Source organism: Plectonema cf. radiosum LEGE 06105 (genome assembly GCF_015207665.1).
Taxonomy (GTDB): domain Bacteria; phylum Cyanobacteriota; class Cyanobacteriia; order Cyanobacteriales; family Nostocaceae; genus Rivularia; species Rivularia radiosa_A.
Genome location: NZ_JADEWL010000007.1, coordinates 23,476 through 46,501, shown reverse-complemented (window position 1 = coordinate 46,501; position 23,026 = coordinate 23,476). Strand labels below are relative to the sequence as shown.

Annotated in this window: 15 protein-coding genes; 12 read left to right on the top strand and 3 right to left on the bottom strand. The window is 38.2% G+C overall.

The window, feature by feature from the left end:
- The first annotated feature begins 375 nt into the window (after positions 1-375).
- From IQ247_RS03510 to IQ247_RS03485, 6 genes are all read left to right on the top strand, one after another.
- On the top strand, positions 376-1,413 hold the full coding sequence (locus IQ247_RS03510; RefSeq protein ID WP_193917093.1) for a glycosyltransferase family 2 protein: 1,038 nt from the start codon (positions 376-378) through the stop codon (positions 1,411-1,413).
- Positions 1,414-1,417: 4 nt separating this feature from the next.
- Entirely contained in the window at positions 1,418-2,392 is a 975-nt protein-coding gene (locus tag IQ247_RS03505) for a glycosyltransferase family 2 protein (protein WP_193917091.1), read from the top strand.
- Between the two features lie 66 nt (positions 2,393-2,458).
- The gene (locus tag IQ247_RS03500; protein ID WP_193917089.1) at positions 2,459-3,370 is read left to right on the top strand and encodes a glycosyltransferase family 2 protein; all 912 of its coding nucleotides are present in this window, start codon (positions 2,459-2,461) and stop codon (positions 3,368-3,370) included.
- A gap of 34 nt (positions 3,371-3,404) precedes the next feature.
- Positions 3,405-4,553, top strand: a complete 1,149-nt coding sequence (locus IQ247_RS03495) for a glycosyltransferase family 4 protein (RefSeq protein ID WP_193917087.1) — start codon at positions 3,405-3,407, stop codon at positions 4,551-4,553.
- Between the two features lie 2 nt (positions 4,554-4,555).
- A complete protein-coding gene (locus IQ247_RS03490) occupies positions 4,556-5,494 on the top strand; it encodes a glycosyltransferase family 2 protein (RefSeq protein ID WP_193917085.1) in 939 nt (312 codons plus the stop codon).
- A 362-nt stretch (positions 5,495-5,856) separates the two neighbouring features.
- Complete coding sequence (locus IQ247_RS03485) at positions 5,857-7,287, top strand: O-antigen ligase family protein (RefSeq protein ID WP_193917083.1); 1,431 nt, start codon at positions 5,857-5,859, stop codon at positions 7,285-7,287.
- A 246-nt stretch (positions 7,288-7,533) separates the two neighbouring features.
- On the opposite strand, the gene IQ247_RS03480 is transcribed toward IQ247_RS03485, so the two are convergent.
- Complete coding sequence (locus IQ247_RS03480) at positions 7,534-8,475, bottom strand: N-acetylmuramoyl-L-alanine amidase (RefSeq protein ID WP_193917081.1); 942 nt, start codon at positions 8,473-8,475, stop codon at positions 7,534-7,536.
- 577 nt (positions 8,476-9,052) lie between these two features.
- Here IQ247_RS03480 and bchH point away from each other — a divergent pair.
- On the top strand, positions 9,053-12,739 hold the full coding sequence (bchH, locus tag IQ247_RS03475) for a magnesium chelatase subunit H (RefSeq protein WP_193917079.1): 3,687 nt from the start codon (positions 9,053-9,055) through the stop codon (positions 12,737-12,739).
- A gap of 326 nt (positions 12,740-13,065) precedes the next feature.
- Here the strand turns inward: bchH and IQ247_RS03470 are convergent, their stop codons facing one another.
- A complete protein-coding gene (locus IQ247_RS03470) occupies positions 13,066-13,536 on the bottom strand; it encodes a tetratricopeptide repeat protein (RefSeq protein ID WP_193917077.1) in 471 nt (156 codons plus the stop codon).
- 424 nt (positions 13,537-13,960) lie between these two features.
- Complete coding sequence (gene trmB, locus IQ247_RS03465; protein WP_193917201.1) at positions 13,961-14,599, bottom strand: tRNA (guanosine(46)-N7)-methyltransferase TrmB; 639 nt, start codon at positions 14,597-14,599, stop codon at positions 13,961-13,963.
- 213 nt (positions 14,600-14,812) lie between these two features.
- Here trmB and IQ247_RS03460 point away from each other — a divergent pair, with 213 nt between their 5' ends.
- The 5 genes from IQ247_RS03460 to smc all read left to right on the top strand — a co-directional run bounded on the left by IQ247_RS03460 (position 14,813) and on the right by smc (position 23,012).
- On the top strand, positions 14,813-15,913 hold the full coding sequence (locus tag IQ247_RS03460; RefSeq protein ID WP_193917075.1) for a metallophosphoesterase family protein: 1,101 nt from the start codon (positions 14,813-14,815) through the stop codon (positions 15,911-15,913).
- 164 nt (positions 15,914-16,077) lie between these two features.
- Positions 16,078-16,638, top strand: coding sequence for a hypothetical protein (locus IQ247_RS03455; protein ID WP_193917073.1), 561 nt, complete (start codon positions 16,078-16,080; stop codon positions 16,636-16,638).
- Positions 16,639-17,011: 373 nt separating this feature from the next.
- The gene (gene miaB / locus IQ247_RS03450) at positions 17,012-18,373 is read left to right on the top strand and encodes a tRNA (N6-isopentenyl adenosine(37)-C2)-methylthiotransferase MiaB (protein ID WP_193917199.1); all 1,362 of its coding nucleotides are present in this window, start codon (positions 17,012-17,014) and stop codon (positions 18,371-18,373) included.
- Between the two features lie 132 nt (positions 18,374-18,505).
- Complete coding sequence (locus IQ247_RS03445) at positions 18,506-19,009, top strand: DUF3122 domain-containing protein (protein ID WP_193917071.1); 504 nt, start codon at positions 18,506-18,508, stop codon at positions 19,007-19,009.
- A gap of 289 nt (positions 19,010-19,298) precedes the next feature.
- Positions 19,299-23,012 (top strand): chromosome segregation protein SMC, encoded by a 3,714-nt coding sequence (smc, locus tag IQ247_RS03440; RefSeq protein WP_193917069.1) that lies wholly within the window; start codon positions 19,299-19,301, stop codon positions 23,010-23,012.
- The last annotated feature ends 14 nt before the right edge of the window (positions 23,013-23,026 follow it).

The window sequence follows — 23,026 nt, the reverse complement described above, 5'->3', positions numbered from 1 at the left end:
TTGAATACTTAAAGTGCTTTTTAGGGATATCGTTTGTAATTACCGAACCCTAATTTAAAGCTTTTATAAAGAAGATTATCTCTAAGATTTTGATTTCAAAAAATAACGCAAAACCTCTCGCCTAATATACATATATTTTGGTATAACCTATTCAAAAGATACACATGGCAACTATCTGTAAACAACTTACTTGGTAGTCGTAGCTGATAAATGTCCGTAATACTACATACACTACTTCAATACGTGTATTTTTATGTATTTACGCTCTGGCGACTTGTAATCTTTAAAACATAAATAAGAGTATTAATTTAGACAAATACTCACAATTGCGAATATATACGACTTTTTTTACGCAAAATCCCTGTTAAATAAGCTATGAATCAGTTAAATCCTTATCGTCCGAGCATTTTGCCAGTTTCCCCAGAAGTAAAACGTCCTCTGTGGTCTGTAATGATTCCTACTTACAATTGTGCAGAATACTTGCGGTATACACTCAAGAGTATTTTGGCACAAGACCCTGGTGTAGATCAGATGCAAATCGTAGTTGTTGATAATTACTCTACGGAAGATAACCCAGAAGCAGTTGTAAAAGAATTAGGGGCGAACCGTATAGAATTTTACCGTCAAAGCAGTAATGTCGGTATGATGAATAATTTTCAAACCTGTTTTGAATTATCTAGGGGGAAGTTGATTCATTTAATGTGCAGTGACGATGGTGTAAGAGAGGGATTTTATGAAAAGATGGCACAACCTTTTGAAAAACATCCAGAACTAGGTGCTGCATTTTGCCGAAGTATTGCGATCGATCAATACAATCAATGGCAAGGTTTATCAGATTTTGAGATGCCCACCAGTGGTATCTTACCTAAAAAATGGTTGCATAGAATTGCGGAACTTTGCTGTATTTCCGTGCCTTCCCTTGCCGTAGTACGACGTGAAGTTTATGAAAATCTGGGAGGATTTGACCGGCGCTGTGGTATCAGTGGAGATTGGGAGATGTGGGTGAGAATTTTTAGTCATTATCCAATGTGGTTTGAAGCAGAACCTTTGGCTATGTGGCGAGTACATTTAAATTCTGCAAACAATGTTAACGCCAAAAGTAATATTTTCATTCAGGAAAATTATAATACCGTAGAGACTATATTGAATTCTTATTTTACCCAAGAGAATAATCACAAACTGGCTCGAACCGCAAAACAAAATTGTGCTTTTTTAGCTTTAGAGTCTGCTGATTTTTTAATTAAAAAAGGCGATATCTCCGGAGCTATGCTTCAACTGAAAACAGCAATAAAATATAGTAAATCTTACAAAGTAATTAGGTCAGCAAGTCGTATATTATTCTGGAATAGAACGATTAGTCTGCTACAAAAAGTGGTAAAATCTGACGAGTATAAAACAACTATTGAAATTTAAAGAAATGACCGATAATTATTGTCATAATCAACCTTTAGTCAGCGTGATCATTCCTACTTATAATCGTCCGGAATATTTAAAATTAGCTCTGATAAGTGCCGTTCAACAAACATATCAAAATATCGAAATTATTGTTTCTGATAATTGTAGCTATGAAAATCCTCAATCGATAATTGAGTCTTTTGCAGATTCTAGAATTCGCTTTTTTCGTAATGAAAGCAACCTAGGAATGTTGGTGAATACAATGAATGCTTTTAAAAAGGCGCGAGGTAAATATGTTGCAAGCTTATTAGACGATGATATATGGGAAAAAGACTTCTTAGCTAAGCTTGTACCACCATTAGAAGCCAATTCCAATTTAGCTTTAGCTTTCTGCGACCACTACGTTATCAAAGCAGATGGCACAATAGATATTGCTGCAACACAAAAGTGTTCTCAATTCTATAAACGTGTAGATTTGAAAGAAGGAATTTACCAACCTTTTTATAAATTAAGCTTAATTGATAGAGCAGTTTCCAGCGCGACTGCGGCTGTAATTCGTCGAGAAATAATTGATTGGGATAGCATTCCAGCAGAAGTAGGTGGTTCGTGGGATATTTATCTGAATTATCTGTGCTGTCGTTCTGGTAATGGTGCTTATTATTATCCTGCTAAATTGACCAGATATCGCGAACACGAACAAACAGACACAATGCTAAGTGGAAGACGCAATTTTCAGGCTAAAATCCGCAAAGCCAAAGCTGACCTTTTCTGTTACGAGCAGTTTCTCAAAGATGACCGATTAAAAGAATTACATCCTTATTTTCAGAAGCAATGGGGATATATTAGTACGAATTTAGGAATTGGCTTGATGCGGGGTGAAAACTTAAGAGAAGCACGTATTAGTTTTTGGCATTCTTTACGTCAGCACTTTAGTTTACGGACAATAGCCGCACTAATACTCAGTTTTATTCCTCCGAAAATCGCAGCTAAATTTTAGTTGTAACTGACATCACATATATTTCGTAATCAATATTATTTGCAAATCAAGGAAGTTTTTACACAAATGCGAATTGCAGCTTGTATTACAACTAGAAATCGTTCCCTACAGCTTGATGATTGTTTAAAAGCTTTGTGGAATTCTACAGTTAAGCCCCATACTGTTATTGTTTCTGATGACTCGCAAGATATTGAAATTCAGCAAACAAATTTGCAAGTTGTTCAACAATATCCAGGAACAACTTATATTACAGGTCCTCAGCGCGGTGTTTGTGCTAACCGTAATAACGCAGTCAATGCAACTTCTGTGTTAGAAACAGATTTTGTGGCTTTTGTTGATGATGATATTTGTGTAGAACCAGACTTTATTGCTAATGCCATAGATAAATATTCTCAAATGTCAAACGAGCAAAGAAAATATACTATTATTACAGGTGTTAGTACAGGTACTAAAGGAGAAAAATTACTACCATCAAAGTTAACTTTTCGAGGATACTTTTCTGCCACCGAAGAGACTCCCGAAACAGTCGTAATTCATGCAGCATTATTCCCCAGACAGTTTTTTATTCAAGAACAGTGGGATGAAGATATATATTTCGGTTATGAAGATGCAGAACTTTGCTTGCGAGCTATTAAGTACGGTTACAAAATAGTTTCTTGTCCAGAATTACAAGTAAATGTTAAAAGTACCCAGAGTGTGCTTGACGCACCGGGTATTAGTGGTATTAGTAATTATGAATTACACATAGAAGCTGCTAGACTTTATGTAGGCATTAAACGCTATAAAAATCTATTCCCAAATCCGATTAAGTTACTAGCTTTTTTAACTATATATTTTGTTCATATGAGCGGGTATTTATTAAAAAAAGGAGCAATCCAAGCTTGGCCAGAAATTATTCGTCGTTCTCGCATTCAACTATTATGGCAGCAGGAAAATATTCCTCAACCAGAATCTGCTTCTTCAGTGATTATTTCTTGAAATTTGTACCTGATTTTTACAGCAGGCTGATATCGTGAAGCTTTGCATTATTACTCACAGTTTAATTAAAGGTGATGGTCAAGGAAGAGTCAATTATGAAGTTGCTTGGGAAGCAATTAAGCGCGGTCATCATTTGACTGTATTGTCAAGTAAAATTGCTCCAGAATTAGAACAACATCATCAAGTTGATTGGGTTCCTATTTCTGTGGAAGGTTTACCAACAGAATTAATCAGGAACATTAAGTTTGCTTTTGCAAGCAACCATTGGCTAAAAAAACATCGGGATCAACTCGATTTAATTAAAACTAATGGTGCTATTACCTGGGCAAATTCAGATGTGAATGCAGTACATTTCGTACATAACTCTTGGCTGAAGTTTTCCAGCTTACAAACTACACCTGCTGCAAAAAACAATATCCTCAATCCACGCCTTTTTTTATATAATTTTTATCAGTGGTTGTATACGACACTCAACGCTAGTTGGGAAAAATCAGCATTTGACAATACCAAAGTAGTAATTGCAGTTTCTAATCAAGTTGCTGAAGACTTACGAGAAATTGGCGTACCTCAAGATGCTATTCGAGTCATTAGTAATGGGGTAGATATCGAAGAATTTTCACCCGGTAGCGCTGGTAATCGTGAAACATGGAACTTACCCACTGGCGTTCCCTTAGCAATGTTTGCTGGAGACATCAGACTACCTCGGAAAAATTTAGACACAGTGCTACGAGCTTTAGTCCAAGTTGCCGATTTGCATTTAGCAGTGGTTGGTGTTACCGATGGTAGCCCTTATCCGCAGCTAGCAGCATCTTTAGGATTAACTCAAAGAGTGCATTTTTTGGGATTCCGTCGTGATGTCCCAGCGATTATGAAAGTTGTGGATTTCTTTGTGTTTCCTTCACGGTACGAACCTTTTGGTTTAGTACTTACTGAAGCAATGGCTACAGGAATACCAGTAATTACCGCAGGTTGTACCGGAGCCGCTTTCTTAGTAACTCCCGAAGCCGGAATCGTTTTACCAGATCCAGACGATAGTAAAGCTTTAGCAGAAGCGATGCAAAAATTAAGCACCAATCCGGATTTAAGAATTAAAATGGGTCAAACGGCAAGAGCGATCGCCCTCCAACATACCTGGAAAAATATGGCACAACAATATGTAGATTTATTTGAGGAGATCAATTAGTCATGTCGATCGCGGTCATTGTACCAACTTACCGACGCAGCCAAGACTTGGCTCGCTGTTTGCAAGCACTGCAAAATCAAACTCGATCGGCTGATGAGGTCATAGTAGTAGTTCGCGATACGGATACTGAAACTTGGTCATTCCTTGCAGCCTTTGATCGTAAAAATTTACCATTACGCACCGCAAAGGTCAGTATTACCGGGGTAGTTGCAGCCATGAATACTGGTCTCGATACAGCAACAACTGATATTGTGGCTTTTACGGATGATGATGCAGCCCCCCATATTGACTGGTTAGCACGTATTGAAAGTTATTATCTAGCAGATAAATGTGTCGGTGGTGTAGGTGGACGCGATTGGGTATATCATGGCACTGACTTAGAAGATGGAAATTCGTCAACAGTTGGGCAAGTACGTTGGTTTGGTAAAGTTATTGGTAATCATCATATAGGTAGTGGTGAAGCGCGGGAAGTAGATGTACTCAAAGGAGTAAACATGAGCTTTCGACGTGGGGCGATTGAGGGATGGCATTTTGACGAAAGAATGCGAGGTACCGGCGCTCAAGTTCACTTTGAATTAGCTTTTTCCCTAAAATTAAAACGGGCTGGTTGGAAATTAATTTACGACCCCAAAATAGCAGTTAATCATTATCCTGCGAAACGATTTGACGAAGACCAACGTCAAAGTTTCAATCAAATAGCCTTTGCCAATGCCGTACACAATGAAACTGTAGCTTTGTTAGAATACTTCTCACCATTACAAAAACTAGCATTTTTATTCTGGGCCATAACAGTAGGAACCAGAGAAGCGGTGGGTTTTATTCAGTGGTTGCGATTTCTACCTTCTCAAGGTTTATTAGCAGGTAAAAAGCTATTTGCATCTTTACGCGGTCGTTGGCAAGGTTTACAAACTTGGCAAGCCTCTAAATCTATTATCAATTAATACATATTAATCAGGCATTAGGCATTAATAAATTATAACTCCTAACTCCTAACTCCCAACTCCCGTACAGACGTAGCATTGCTACGTCTCTACAACTCCCAACTCCCAACTCCCGTACAGACGTAGCATTGCTACGTCTCTACAACTCCCAACTCCCAACTCCCAACTCCCAACTCCCAACTCCCGTACAGACGTAGCATTGCTACGTCTCTACAACTCCCAACCCCCAACTCCTAACTCCTAACTCCCAACTCCCAACTCCTAACTCCTAACTCCCGTACAGACGTAGCATTGCTACGTCTCTACAACTCCTAACTCCTAACCCCTAACTCCTAACCCCTAACTTTTTCACGAGTTTAACAGTGAATTATATACAAACGCAAAATAACACTCCTAAAAAAGGATTTTCCTTTGGTTTAGAACCACCTTTGGGTTGGACAGCAATACTTGCATTGGTATTGTTCACAGCACTATGTATTTTTTCAGGGGCTACAGCTATTCTTCGCAATAGCTATATAGCACTCTCCCTTGCAGTAGGTCTGTTTTTGTATCTGCGATATCCTATCCTCTATATCGGGTTTACATGGTGGATGTGGTTCGTTACACCATTTGTAACTCGCTTAGTTGATTTAAAAAGCGGTTTTGATCCCAGTCGTCTGATGCTGATTTCACCATATTTAATCACTTTATTTACTTTACATACCTTTTTAAAATATCTTCCCAAGTCCTTAAGTCAAGGTGGTTTACCTTTTGTTTTGGCATTTTTAGGTGTGTTTTACGGTTCTTTAATCGGACTAATTAAAACTAGCCCAATGACTGCGGTTAGGGGAATTTTCGATTGGCTACCCCCGATTGTGTTTGCTTTCTTTTTGTTTATCAAATGGCGAGAATATCCTCAGTATCGTCAGGTAATTCAACGCACCTTTATCTGGGGTGTACTGGTGATGGGTGCTTATGGTGTTTGGCAATTTATAGTAGCACCTGAATGGGATGTATTTTGGCTGATAGAAACCGAGTTGAAAAGTATGGGAGATCCAGAACCTTTGGGATTGCGGGTATGGAGTACAATGGCTTCTCCCGCACCTTTTGGGGCTGTAATGATGGCTGGTTTATTATTGTTATTGACTCACGCTCACTATCTCAATATTCCTGCAACGGCTGCCGGTTATTTGGCATTTTTGCTAACATCAGTACGGACATTATGGGGTGCTTGGTTAGTAGGATTAGTAACTCTATTTGGCTCCCTCAAAGCACGCTCTCAAATGCGCCTGGTTGTGGTTATTTTGTTGATGGTACTTTTTGTTGTACCTTTAACAACAATTGAGCCATTTTCGGAAACAATTTCACAACGCTTTGAAACTTTTTCTAATCTGGAAAAAGACGATAGCGCCCAAGTTCGACAAAAAATTTACGAGGAAGGTTTGAATCAAGCCCTTACCAACGGTTTAGGTAATGGAGTCGGAAATACTTTTGTTGTAAATGAACAAGGTATCTTAGAACCAATTGTAATTGATAGTGGATTCCTCGATACATTTTTCACTTTAGGTTGGTTTGGAGCAGTGTTTTATTTAGGTGGAATGCTGCTATTAGTTTTTCAAATATTTCAATTTAATGAATGTCGTTTTGATTCTTTTATGGCTGCATCCCGTGGTATTGGTATCGGTATGATATCAACTTTAGCTGGTAACAGTGGGATGTTAGGTGTTGCTGGTATGGTGTTATGGGGCTTTTTGGGTATTGCGTTAGCCGGACATAATTACCATGTACACGAGCAGAATAAATTTAGGAGTTAAGAGTTAAGAGTTAAGAGTTAGGAGTTAGGAGTTAGGAGTTAGGAGTTAGGAGTTAAGAGTTAATAGTTAATAGTTAATAGTTAGAATTATTTATAAGTATAAAAACAATTATAAATAGACCTTTTAAATTATATAATTTAATTTATAAATGGAGTAAAAGGCATATTATTACTGTCAATATTATTTAGCTGGATTTACAAAATATAAAACTTTAACTCCTAACTATTAACCCCTGATTATTTAAAATTACCCTATCAATTTCTGCCAAGTGATATTTCCGATAATTCCATCAGCAGACAAACCATTTGCCCGCTGAAATTGCTTAATTGCAGCTTCTGTGTCAGAACCATATATACCATCAGGTTCAGCACCTAAACGGTATTGTAAATATTTCATGACGATACCGGCAGCATGGTTCTTCCTAATTACTGGTTTTGCTAAAATTTGATTAATCGCACCCCATGTAGTATCACCAGCAATTCCTGTTTGTTGAATACCAACTATTTCTTGAAATTTTGTGATTGCAAATACAGTTGATGGACCAATTATATTATCTTCATCTAAAGGATTACCCTTTGAGTCGGTGATTCTGAGACGATTTAAAGCTTTTTGCAATCTCAATAAAGATACATCAGGATTTAATGATTCATCAGGTACCGAGATAACCGGAGCAGAAGGTAATTTACCTGTTAATCCTTTGACAATCGCATTTGCCATTGCTTCCGAATCAAACAATTTCATATCTTTTGCTGAATCAAGAAAGCAACATTCAATTAAAATTCCAGGCATATTTGTATTTTTCAAAACGTATAGATGAGAACCATTTTTAATCCCGCGATTAAAATACCCCATTTGCAGAATTTCATCTAATACTGGTTTAGCAATCTTTTTCGCTATATCGCTGATAGCAAATATTTCTGTACCGTTGGCAAATCCATTAAAAGCATTAAAATGTATCGAAACAAAAATATCAACTTTACTTGCATTGGCGCTCTTGCATCTTTGTTGCAAGGAATTTCCGACACTATTAGATTTTCCTGGTTTACAATCTATAACTTGATGTCCCAAATCTTTCAGTTTACCCATAACTCTATTTCCGACATCCAAAGTCAAATTATCTTCAAATTTGATTCCATTTGCTCCTGTGTCTGGAGGACAATTATGTCCAATATCAATTCCAAATCTCATTGACTTACCTCAAGCATTAAATATTACTTTTAAAACATTCAATATAGTCATTGTCAAGATAATTAGATAACATTATTATCAATAATATTGAATTATTCAAACAATATTGATATTCAGCTTTTTCTTTGGAAAATATATTAACTTCCAAGATAAAACTCAACTATATTATTAATTATTTATTTTAAAGAAACAAGTATAAAATCGTTTTTAAACAACCGAAGTTGAGAATAGATAAATATTGAATTTAAAGATATTTTCATAGACATAAGCATTACCTGGATTTCTCACAAGTAAGTGGTAAGCGTTGAGTGGCGGATTGATTTTCCCACTACTCACTAATCACTCCAACTTCCTTGTTGTTTATGAGAAATGCGGGATTAATATCTCTATTTTTAAACAGTTATTATTCCGCACCCAATTTATAACTATGTATCTCTCTTTATGTCTTCTCTGTGTCTATGAGCGCATCTGGGCGGTTTTTAATAGATAATTTTTGACCAAAAACCGAGCAATCGACGTTGCTTGAGTCTTGAACTTCGCTAAAGTTGTAGAATGAAGCATTATATGGGTTTAGGATATGAAGCGCATTGTCTTGATTGCAGGATTTGAATCTTTCAATGCTGGTTTATACCGCAAAGCTGCTGATATGGCTGTATCTCGCTGTACTGATTTGGATATTTGGATATTTTGCGATCGCGATATCAACAGCAAACCAAGTACAGTGGAAACAGCACTTCAAGATGCTGATGTGTTTTTTGGTAGTTTGCTATTCGATTACGACCAAGTTGTATGGTTAAAGGAACGAATCAGCAAGATTCCCATTCGTTTGGTGTTCGAGTCAGCTTTGGAGTTGATGAGTTGTAATCAAATTGGTACATTTGCAATTGGTGACAAACCCAAAGGAATGCCCAAACCAGTAAAATTTATTCTGGATAAGTTCAGCAATGGAAGGGAAGAAGATAAACTTGCAGGTTATATTAGTTTTTTAAAAATTGGTCCCAAATTATTAAAATATATACCAGTACAAAAGGTTCAAGATTTACGCAACTGGTTGATTATTTACGGTTATTGGAATGCTGGTGGTTGCGAAAACGTCGCTGCATTATTTTGGACTTTAGCAGAAAAATATTTAGATTTAAAAGTTGGTGAGATTCCCGCACCTTTGCAAACTCCAAATATGGGATTGCTTCATCCTGATTACAATGGTTATTTTGAATCACCCAAGGGTTATTTAGATTGGTACAAAAAAAGAATTGTAAATATTTATAATCCAGTAATTGGAATTATTTTGTATAGAAAACACGTTATTACTAAACAACCTTATATTCCTCAATTAATTAAACACTTTGAAAAAGCTGGTTTAATTCCCTTACCCATATTTATCAACGGTGTAGAAGGACACGTTGCTGTTCGTGACTGGATGACTACAGATTACGAAACCCAACAACGTCAACAAGGTAATTTGCAAACTGTTTCTCTTTCCCCAGAAGCAGTTCAAGTTGATGCAATTGTTTCTACCATTGGATTTCCTTTGGTAGGAGGGCCAGCGGGTTCCATGGAAGCAGGAAGACAAGTTGATGTTGCAAAAACCATTCTCGCTGCTAAAAATGTACCTTATATTGTTGCCGCACCTTTGTTAATTCAAGATATTCATTCCTGGACTCGTCAAGGTATTGGCGGTTTGCAAAGTGTTGTTTTATATGCATTACCGGAACTTGATGGAGCGATCGACACGGTTGCTTTGGGTGGTTTGGTAGGAGAAGATATTTACTTGGTTCCCGAAAGGGTACAGCGGTTAGTTGGTAGAGTCAAAAGTTGGGTAAATTTAAGAAAAAAACCGATATCGGAACGCAAAATTGCTGTTATTCTCTACGGCTTTCCACCAGGATATGGTGCAACGGGGACTGCTGCTTTATTGAATGTTCCCCGCAGTTTATTAAAGTTTCTCCAGGCTTTAAAAGAGCAAGGTTACAACGTGGGAGAATTACCCGCAGATGGGGAAGAGTTGATTCGTTTGATTAAAGAAGCCGATGAATTATCCCCGCAAAATTTAGAGACGCAAGGGTTCGCCTCTGTAAATGTGAGAACGTTGGAAAAATGGTTGGGATATCTGCAAACAAACCGCGTTGAAAAACAGTGGAAATCACTTACGGGTTCGGGTATCAAAACTTATGGTGATAATTTCCATATTGGCGGGATTCAATTAGGTAATGTTTGGATAGGGGTTCAGCCACCGTTAGGGATTCAAGGAGACCCGATGCGGTTGATGTTTGAACGAGATTTAACGCCCCATCCCCAGTATGCAGCCTATTATAAGTGGTTACAGAATGAGTTTGCTGCTGATGCACTAGTTCATTTTGGAATGCACGGTACTGTGGAATGGTTGCCCGGTTCGCCGTTGGGTAATACTGGTTATTCTTGGTCTGATATTTTACTCGGAGATTTGCCAAATCTGTATATATATGCAGCGAATAATCCTTCGGAGTCGATTTTAGCAAAGCGTCGCGGTTATGGGGTGTTGATTTCTCATAATGTACCTCCTTACGCTCGTGCGGGTTTGTATAAGGAGTTGATGGCTTTGCGGGATTTAATCTCGGAGTATCGGGAAGATCCGCAGAAGAATTATTTACTCAAGGAAGCAATTTGTAAAAAAATTATTGATGCTGGTTTGGATGTCGATTGTCCGTTTGCGGAAGCGAAGAAGTTGGGAATTGAGTTTACGGTTGAGAATATCGGAATGTTTAGCGATCGCGCTTTTAATGATTATTTGGTGAAGTTGTATGAGTATTTACAGGTTTTGGAGAATCGGTTGTTTTCTTCGGGGTTACATATTTTAGGGGAGGCTCCGGATGAGGAGGAGATGAGGTGTTATTTGGATGCTTATTTTGGCAAGGAGCAGGAAGAAAATCAACCGCAGAGACGCGGAGAACACAGAGAAAGAGAGGAAGAGGAGATTAGGGGTTTGTTGGGAAGAAGTACGGATGAGTTGAGTAATTTGTTACGGGGTTTGAATGGTGAGTATATTTTGCCTGCACCAGGGGGAGATTTGTTACGGGATGGTGCTGGTGTGTTACCGACGGGAAGGAATATTCATGCTTTAGACCCCTATAGAATGCCTTCTCCTGCTGCTTATGAACGGGGAAGGGAGATTGGAAGGAAGATTATTCAGCAGCATTTACAAGAAAATGGCAGCTATCCGGAGACGGTGGCTGTAATGTTATGGGGCTTGGATGCAATTAAGACTAAGGGTGAATCTTTGGGTATTTTGTTGGAGTTAGTGGGTGCGGAACCTTTGAAGGAAGCAACGGGTAGGATTGTTCGTTATCAGTTGAAACCTTTAGCGGAAGTTGGACATCCGCGCATTGATATTTTGGGTAATCTTTCAGGAATTTTTCGTGATAGTTTTGTGAATATTATTGAGTTGTTGGATGATTTGTTTCAACGTGCTGCGGAACTCGATGAACCTTTAGATCAAAATTTTGTTCGCAAGCACGCTTTGGAGTTGAAGCAAAAAGGTGTGGAGAATATTTGTGCAAGGTTGTTTTCTAATCCTGCGGGTGATTTTGGTTCGTTAGTGAATGACCAAGTTGTTGATGGTAATTGGGAATCTGGGGAGGAGTTAGCAAATACTTGGAAAAGTCGCAATGTATTCAGTTATGGTAGACAAGATAAGGGACAAGCACGTCCGGAAGTATTAAATCAGCTTTTGGCAAGTACTAGTCGGATTGTTCAAGAAATTGATTCGGTGGAGTATGGTTTAACTGATATTCAAGAATATTACGGTAATACTGGTGGTTTGAAAAAAGCTGCGGAAAAATACCAGGGCAAGAAGGTTAAAGCTAGCTTTGTGGAAAGTTTTTCTCAAAATACTACTCCCCGTGACTTGGATGATTTATTGCGGATGGAGTATCGTACTAAGTTACTTAATCCCAAATGGGCTGAAGCGATGGTAAATCAAGGTAGCGGTGGTGCATTTGAAGTATCGCAACGGATGACGGCTTTGATTGGTTGGGCTGGTACTGCGGATTTTACGGATGAGTGGGTATACAACCAAGCAGCTGATACTTATGCTTTGGATGCTCAAATGGCGGATAAATTGAGGAAAGCTAATCCGGAAGCGTTTAAAAATATTGTGGGAAGAATGTTGGAAGCTCACGGGAGGGGTTTTTGGGATGCTACTGATGAAAAGTTAGACAAGTTGCGGGAGTTGTATGAGTTGACAGATGAGGAGTTGGAAGGAGTGAATATAATTCGTAATTCGTAATTCGTAATTCGTAATTATTGCCCCATAAATAAAATAATGGTGCTTCAACATTGCCTACAATCAGGACATCCACGGATAAATCCGGGGGCTATGACCTGACGGTCACGCGGAGCGTACAGACCATAAAATTTACGGGCGTGAGAGTGTAATTGCTAATTAAATTCTAATTACACTTTGTAGCGCTCCGGCTAGACATTTACCAGATAAAATAAACTATCAAATAATTGCGCCAGCAGACCTACCTATCTGCTGTTCAAAGAATTCTCCTCTCTAAAAACAGTAATAAATCCTTCAATTAGTACAGTATTTGAAGAAAGTAAAAACTTTTAACTGATTCGTAAAGTACATTCCAAAATCAATTTTTGGTTGATTAAAGAATAAGGCTGAATCTCCAAAGCACGTTGAAAACAATTTATTGCTCTGGCATACTCTCCTAAAGCTGCATAACATAAACCCATGCCGTGAAGTGCGCCAAAATGTAGTGGATTGAGTTCCACTGCTACTTGAGTATCAGCTAAAGATTTTTCGTACTGATGATTAGTATAGTAAAGAAAAGCACGACGATTCCAAGCTTCAGCAAAATCGGGCTGGTTTTCAATCAACTGCGTCAACATTTCTTCGGCTTCGGCAATTTTACCTGCATCCAATAGTTTTTGGCTAGTTTCTATTTTTTCTAACCCATAAACTCCCTTCTGCTGGAACCATAAACGCCATAATTTCCTCGTCGCTTCTTCGCGAACTACCTCCGAGGGATTTTTCAAGTCTTCAAGTAATGAGTTGATAAATAAAGAATCCATGAAATTTGTTTTTTGAGTATCAGAGGATCTATTTAAATTTAATCTCGCACAAAATCACATTAAAATACAGTAATTTACTCATTTTTAATCTTTTACTTTAAATTACATCTTTAAAAAGATTTATCTACTTATGTAACTTTTAATACTGTTTTTTCCCCTTGAATTATAATTCATCATATTTGAAGTAAAAATTCATATTTACCTTACATTATCTACAACAAAAATAGACTACTGATAGTTGAAAACTTAATCTTTATTGATAGTTAAACAAAACATCACAAAAAAATCATCACTATCTCATATTGACTGATTCCCAACCTCCAGGCTGGGAATAGATTATTTAGAGGCTCTGTCTTCATAGATAGAGGTACACAGAGCCTTTGGAAATAGAAGTAAGATTTAAGTCTATTTTAATTGCAAATTCCTAACTGATAACTCTTGTAAACACAGCACGATAAACGGGTTCGCTTTTTTCTAAAGTAAATAATTCCCGTTCCGTTGCAACTTTTAAGGGATTTTCTGCTAACCATTCTTTTCTTTCTCTTTGAAAAGCAGAATTTTCATCAAAACGTTCGCACATTTCTAGCGCTACAAATTTAACATCCGATTGTAAAAATACCGTTCCCCCAGGTGTTAGATAATCTGCTAATTCTGCAACTAATTGCGGTTGTGCGACGCGCCTTTTTGCGTGACGATGCTTAAACCAAGGGTCGGGGAATTGGATTGTTACTCGCTGTAAAATTCCTTTTGGCAAGGAAGATAAAAGCGGTTTTAACGAGTTATTCGCATTACAAAATACATAATGTAAGTTTGTTAATCCTAACTCTGAGCGGATTTTGTTGGCTGCTTCTACCAGAGGTTCACGAATTTCTAAACCCAGAAAATTCCAATTGGGTTCTAATTGAGCCATTTCCATTAAAAATTGACCCCTAGCACAACCAATATCCAAAAGTAAAGGTTGATTCCTATCTACATAAATTTTTTCCCAATCAATCGGATTGATCGGTGTTTGATATTTTATTCCTAATGGATTAACGTGCTGACGAACTCGAACGCGATTCAATAATTTTCTCCTTGCTTCAAGGTTCAAGGTTAAAGGTAAGAACTCCCAACTCCCAACTCCCAACTCCCAACTCATAACTCATAACTCATAACTCATAACTCCCAACTCCTAACTCCTAACTTTTCCCCGTTCCCACGCTGTAGGATCGAGCAAGCGTTATACTCTATTTAAAAAGCGCTTTTTTACACCCTATATAATATTTTATTTACTTCAATGAGTCTAAACTTTCGTTTTGCGATCGCTAGCGATTTACACGTTGCGCTTCCCCATACTATCTGGGATCATCCGAGTCGCTTTCATCTGGTGGAAGTTAGTATCCCGGCTTTTGATAGTGTATTGGAACATTTGACACAATTAGATTTAGATTTTCTTTTACTACCGGGAGATTTAACTCAACACGGGGAACCAGAAAATCATACCTGGTTGCAAGAACGTTTGGCAAAACTGCCTTTTCCGACTTATGTGATACCGGGTAATCACGATGTTCCTGTTCTCAATGCCAACGAGCAATCCATCGCTTTTAGCGAATTTCCCCAGTTCTATCGTAAATTTGGTTATGAACATACAGAAGAGCTTTACTATACTTGTAAATTACTACCGTCGGTTAGACTAATTGCTCTTAATTCTAATAATTTTGATGACGAAGCTAAGCAGATAGGATGTTTAGATGATATCCAGTTGCGCTGGTTAGAAAAGGTTTTAGCAGCAGCTAGGGAAGAATTAATTTTAGTAATGGTTCATCATAATGTAGTCGAGCATTTGCCCAACCAAGCTCGTCACCCGATGGCACACCGCTATATGTTAGATAATGCAGCGGAACTCTTACAAATTCTCAGACGTTACAACGTTCAATTAGTCTTTACCGGACACCTACATATCCAAGATATCGCTTACAGCAATAATGTATATGACATTACCACAGGTTCTTTAGTCAGTTATCCCCATCCTTATCGGTTATTGGAGTATCGTCAGGACAAACACGGTAATAATAAGTTACACATATCATCTTGTAAGGTAGAATCAGTTACTAATTTTCCCAACTTACAGCAAACTTCGCGGCAATGGATGGGCGATCGCAGTTCTCCGTTTATAGTCAAACTACTAACTTTACCCCCACTAAATCTCACCGAAGAAACAGCCGAACAACTAGCCCCTAGATTACGAGACTTTTGGGCGAATATTGCTGCTGGAGATGCCTTATTTGAATATCCCGAATTTCCCGAAAAAGTACGTCTTCATTTTGAAAAATACGGTGCAGTTACTTCTGATGGTTATCACTCATTTATTGATAATCATGCCACCTTGCTGCTTTAAGGAGGGGGAGGGGGAACACGGATTGAAAGGGATTCCACGGATTTCACGGATTGAATTACTCATTACCCCGCTCTCAGTTCCTAATGGACAAAGGTGTATGGGAATACGCAGAATAAATCGGCACTTTGATAAAATTTTTAATCAGTAATACTAAGAATATAGTAATGTTAAAAAAAATAGCACCTGGTATTTATTTGGGAATACTACTTGCTGTAAGTCCTAGCGCTATCGGTGAAAATAATAGTCTCAAGAATAATATTAATTACCTTTTCGATAAGTCCAATAAAAAAGAAATTGATGTCACTAAAATATCTATAGGTGGTATCAAACTGGGGATGCAGGAAAAGGAACTGATTCAAAAATTAGGTAAACCCAAAAGCCGAACTATCAAATATGACGATGGTTGTTATAATTCATATGTTACAACGTGGAAATATGATGGATTAGAGATTACAGGACTTTCTGATACCAATAATTCCAGCCAAAGTCGAGTAGAGTCAATGTTTACTTCTAGTTCCCGTTATCCTACCGAAAAAGGGATAAAAGTTGGCGATAATATTAGTAAAGCTCAAAAGGCATATTCTAATTTATTATCACAATTTAATCGGGGAAAAGATTTAGATTATTTAGGATATTATACTACTGAATTTCATGGCGGTTTATCATTTTCTAGTGATAAACAAAAAATAATTAAACAAATTAGCTTGGTGGCAGCATCTTGTTAAAATTAAGTTTTGATAGTCTACGGTTGTGAAACGCGAAAATTTTATCAGAGGATATTTATCAAGTCCAAGGTTGTATCAAAATCATTCTGTAGCTTGATTCCTCCAAGGAGTTCCATAGATAAGTTAATACTCAGCGTTGATTGTATAGGTTAAAAATATGATTGTAGTGCGGGCATCCTGCCCGCTTTGTATATACAATTTAGAGGCTTTAAATTCTTAGAAGTCAGTGGCAAGATTTGTAATTTTAGCGAAATAGAACATAACATTATTTAATATTGAGTTTTGTCGCACTTACCAGATAACAGCGATAATTTATTAATTAGAATAAATCATGAAATCAGTAAATACTACATTTCCCAACGAAAAATTACCAATGACCACCAAACGCCAATACCACATTATTACCTTCGGTTGCCAAATGAACAAAGCCGATTCAGAACGCATGGCTGGCATCTTAGAAGACATGGGTTTTGAGTGGTCGGAAGACCAGTATGACGCAGATGTAGTAATTTGCAATACTTGTTCAATACGAGATAATGCTGAGCAAAAAGTATATTCTTATTTGGGCAGACAAGCAAGACGGAAACGGCAAAAGCCAGATTTAACTTTGGTGATAGCAGGTTGTGTAGCTCAGCAGGAAGGAGAAACTTTATTACGACGGGTTCCAGAATTGGATTTGGTAATGGGACCGCAACACGCTAACCGTTTACAGGATTTACTGCATCAAGTGTTTGATGGTAATCAAGTTGTGGCAACTGAGCCGGTGCATATTATGGAAGATATTACTAAGCCGCGTCGGGATAGTAAAGTCACAGCTTGGGTAAATGTAATTTACGGTTGCAACGAACGCTGTACTTACTGTGTAGTTCCTGGGGTGCGGGGGGTGGAACAGTCGCGGACACCAGAAGCCATTCGGGCTGAAATGGAAGAGTTGGCAAGAGAGGGTTACAAGGAAGTTACTTTACTTGGTCAAAATATTGATGCTTATGGACGAGATTTACCAGGATTAACCCCAGAGGGTCGTCGTGAGAATACTTTGACGGATTTGCTTTATTTCGTTCACGATGTACCTGGTATTGAAAGAATCCGATTTGCAACTTCTCATCCCCGTTATTTTACAGAGAGATTAATTAAAGCTTGTGCGGAGTTACCCAAGGTTTGCGAGCATTTTCATATACCCTTTCAATCGGGAGATAATGAAGTTTTGAAACGCATGGCACGGGGTTATACCCATGAAAAATATCGTAGAATTATCGATAAAATTCGCGAGTATATGCCAGATGCGTCACTTAGTGCGGATGCTATTGTTGCTTTTCCCGGAGAAACGGAAGAACAATTTCAAAAAACAATGCAGCTAACAGAAGATATCGGTTTCGATTTATTAAATACAGCCGCATATTCACCACGTCCCAATACACCAGCAGCAGAATGGTCAGAACAATTGAGCGAAGAAGTCAAAAGCGATAGATTACAGCGATTGAATCAGCTTGTGAACATCAAAGCAGCAGAGCGATCGCAACGTTATATGGGACGTATCGAAGAAGTGTTGGTAGAAGATGAAAACCCCAAAGATCAAAACCAAGTAATGGGGCGTACAAGAGGAAATCGTCTTACTTTCTTTACCGGGGATATTAATCAACTCAAAGGTAAATTAGTCAAGGTGAAAATCACTGTGGTGCGTCCGTTTAGTTTGACTGGGGAAGTGGTGGAAGTAAGGGAAATTGTCAGCGTTTGATTACGGATGAAAAAAACCGCAATGACGCGGAGGACGCAGCGAAAAGTGTGGTCTTGGGGGTTTCCTCCATGAACAACTTTTCAAGACAGAGACAAGAAATAAAGAGAAATAGTAAATTCCAATTTCAAACTAATGCTGAAAAAGTTATTCTGGCGCTGTTTTGTAATTATAATTTTATGCTTAATTGGAATCGGATTAAATAGCCAATCATCTACAGCTACCCTTCGTCAGCATCATGATGCACCGGGAGTACTACGCTATCATTCCCAGGTATCTATTAAAGATAAGCAAGAATATACTTGGCAAGTATTACTTTTTAAAAAGATTAATCCCGGTGCTAAAACAGAGTTAAGTTTAAGGTTGGTAGGCTTTCCTGGTGTGTTTGAGTTTGCTCATCCTCATTCATTAGAAATCATTACAACCGGAGGTAAATTACTTAGTGCAGATGATGTTTACGCTTCTTCATCCCCAGCACCAAATGTTGGAGAATATAATTTAACTGATGTTTTACCAAAATTAACTACAATCGAATCATTGCAATTAGATTTACCATTATTAGGTAAACAAAAGAAGATTTTAGAAATTCCTAAAACTGTTGTTATTGAGTGGCAATTATTAGTAACTGAAGTTGATTGATGATTGATAATAGATAATTCTTAATTTGGTGGTAACAGTGCCTCTCGTTTCAAGGATAAAAAATCAAGTTAATCCCACAATAATTAAAATTTTATCCAAATTGCAAATTCAAATTGATTAAGTAATCAAACTATGTGAGTGATACGTTTGAACTGACATTCCCTGTTGTTAATGAAAAAAAACTATTGCGCTCACACAATAATTAAAATTTCAAAATCGAAATTCCTTAACTAATTTAGGTCTTTGACTGATACACTTGAACTTCAATCCCCTTTATTAACCAGCGCCTATGGTTCATATAAAGCGCGTAGAACTCACGAACTTTAAGTCTTTCGGTGGTACTACTTCCGTACCGTTACTGCCGGAATTTACGGTGATTTCTGGTCCTAACGGTTCTGGTAAGTCAAATATTCTTGATGCATTACTGTTTTGTTTGGGACTTTCTAGTTCCAAGGGAATGCGTGCAGATAGACTCCCGGATTTGGTGAATACCAATCAGGTGAGTAAATCTCGTGCGACTGTGGAAGCTAGCGTTACGGTGACGTTTGATTTGTCCGATTATGATGCTGATACTTTTGATGACCAGCAGATTGTTTCTACGGTTGTTGTAGATGATGATGAATCCGACGAAAATCAGGAAGATTGTCTAGAAGAAGAGGAAGAAGAACAGGAAATAACAACCGCAATAGAACAAGAGGAAGAAATTAGAAACCGTCGTGAACAAATCCGGGCTAAACCTGGTGAAGAATGGAGTGTTACCCGCAGGTTAAGGGTGACAAAACAAGGGACTTATTCTTCAAGTTATTACATTAATGGTATTGCTTGTAACTTAAATGAGTTACATGAAGAGTTAAGCAGTATTCGGATTAATCCAGAAGGATATAACGTTGTTCTGCAAGGGGATGTAACCAGCATTATTTCGATGAAATCTCGCGAAAGAAGGGAAATTATCGATGAATTAGCGGGCGTTGCAGCCTTTGACAGAAAAATTATTCAAGCGAGGAAAACTTTAGAAGAAGTTAAAGAGAAAGAAGATAGCTGTCGAATTATTGAAACGGAATTAACGGCTCAGTGCGAAAGGCTTTCCCAGGATAAAGCCAAAGCCGAGAAATATCAACGATTGCGAACCGAATTTCTAGAAAAGCAGAAATGGGAAGTTGTCCTATCATGGCGGACTTTACAAGGACATCAGGAACGATTATCCCAGCAAATTCAAGATGGCGATCGCCATTTTTCAGAAAATACCCAGCAGTTGGGTGTGGTGAACAGCAATATTGAGCAAAAAAACCAAGAGCTTGAGCAATTAAATGCTCATGTCAAAGCTTTGGGTGAAGAAGAACTTTTAACGGTACAGTCGCAGCTAGCAACTCAAGATGCAGAATACAAGCAAGTTCAGCGTCGTCAACGGGAATTACAAACGTCTCTTACGGAAGCTGTTGTCAAAACAACCCAAACTCAGCAGGAAATTCAGCAATATCAGAATTCTCTGACACAATACGCGCAGCAGAAAGATGCAGAAACGCAAAATACCGCATCCTTACAACAAGAGCGCGAGTCAATAGGTCAAAATTTAGAAAAATCTCGCGAAGCTGCCACAAATATTGCTTCTGCATCCGAAGCTTGGGTAGTACAGCAGACAAATTTAAACCGTCAAATTGAAACTGTACTGCAAACTTTAGAACCCCAACGCACCGAAAGAGCGCAGTTACGGGAAAGGAATAGTCAGTTACTCGCTCAAATTCAAGAACAAACTGAGTTAGTGCAAAATTTAGAGCCGCAATTAGCTGAAAAACAAACCCAGTTAAATCAACTTGAAGCCGATTCTAATTCCACCGTCACACCAATTCAAGATTTAGCGGAAAATTTAGCCGCAACCGAACAGGAATTACAAATTCAGCAGCAAACTCAAAAGCGGTTGTTACAAGAACAAAGAGATAAACAGCGAACTCTTGATAAATTAGAAGCCCAAGCCCAAGCACAACAGGAAGCTCAGGGAACCCATGCAAGTCAGATTATTTTACAATCAGGATTAAGCGGTGTGTGCGGTTTGGTGGCGCAATTAGGAAGGGTAGAGCCGAATTTTCAGTTAGCATTAGAAATTGCCGCCGGTGGACGTTTGGGACATATTGTGGTAGAAGATGACAGCGTTGGTGCGGCTGGGATTCAATTACTCAAGCAAAAACGCGCCGGGAGAGCCACTTTTCTACCTTTGAATAAAATTCGCTCGCCGCGTATTTCGGAAGCTGCTAACCTGCGTCACGCAAATGGTTTTATCGATTATGCTGTAAATTTAATTGATTGCGAACCCCGTTACGATGATGTATTTGCTTATGTTTTCGGGAATACGGTGGTTTTTGAAACCGTGAATCAAGCCAGAAACCATTTGGGACAATTTCGGATTGTAACTTTAGAAGGGGAATTATTAGAAACCAGCGGTGCTATGACTGGTGGTAGCATTACACAGCGATCGACGTTACGTTTTGGTACTGTAGAGACGACGGAATCTGAGGAAGTGAAAGCTTTAAGAAACCGTTTGGTAGAAATCGAGCGAGTTTTGCAACGTTGTACGGAAGCAATCAATACTCTTGAAAAAAGAACAAAAGAATTATCTGCCCAACTTACTGAAACCCGACAAGGAAAAAGAGAACAGCAGTTGCGAGGAGAACAGTTAAAAACAGAAGTCAAGAATTTAACTAAACGGGTAGAAGATGCCAAAAATCAACTATCACAGAATACAGAACGTTTAAATACCGCTCAATCACGTTTGGAAATATTAGAAAGGGAATTACCGACACAAGAGCAACAATTACAACAATTACGTCAGGAATTAGCCCAGTTAGAAGAATCCCAAACCCCAAGCGAATGGCAGCAAATTCAAGCCACAATTAAAAGTCAAGAAATTCTGTTACAGCAGCAAGATGCAGCTTTGAGAGAACAAACAGAAAAGTTAAAAAATCTCGAAGTTCAACAGCAAGTATTGCAAGAAAAAATTACTGATGCAACACGACGAGTTGAAGAATACCAACAACAGCAAGTAAATCAGCAAAATCAAATTAATAATCTTAAAGAACAAGAAACAACATTAATCGCAGTACTAGCCGAAACTCGTCAACGCATCCAGGAAATGGAAGCCAATTTAGGTGAAGAAAAACAAAAACGCGATGCAGTAGAAGCACAATTGCGACAGTTATTATTACGTCAACAACAGTTGGAATGGGAAGTGCAAAAACTGCAAGAAAGCCAACAAAACCGTCGTGAAGAATTAGACCGGGTGTTAGCAGAATTACAAATAATTTCCGGAGAATTACCCAATCCTTTACCGGAAGTACCAGAAAAAGTCGATTTAGAAGAACTCCAAAAAGAATTAAAATCCCTTGCCAAACGTCTACAAGCGATGGAACCAGTCAATATGTTAGCTTTAGAACAATACGATCGCACTCAACAACGTTTAGCAGAACTCAGCGAAAAACTCGAAACATTAGAAGCAGAACGAACCGAATTATTATTAAGAATTGAAAACTTTACTACCTTACGACAAAGAGCTTTTAAAGAAGCATTTGACGCAGTAAATGAGAACTTTCAATCAATTTTCGCCGTACTTTCCGACGGTGACGGTTACTTACAATTAGATAATCCCGAAGATCCATTTAACAGCGGCTTAAACTTAGTCGCACACCCCAAAGGAAAGCCCGTACAGCGCTTAGCATCCATGTCAGGGGGAGAAAAATCATTAACAGCATTAAGCTTTATTTTCGCCCTGCAAAGGTATCGTCCATCGCCATTTTACGCATTTGATGAAGTAGATATGTTTTTAGATGGGGCAAACGTAGAACGATTAGCTAAAATGATTAAGCAACAGGCACAACAAGCACAATTTATAGTTGTAAGCTTGCGTCGCCCAATGATAGAATCAGCCGAACGTACAATCGGAGTAACCCAAGCCCGAGGAGCTTATACACAAGTTTTAGGGATTAAGTTAAAAACCGACAATACATCTGCTTGATCGATCTGTTAATA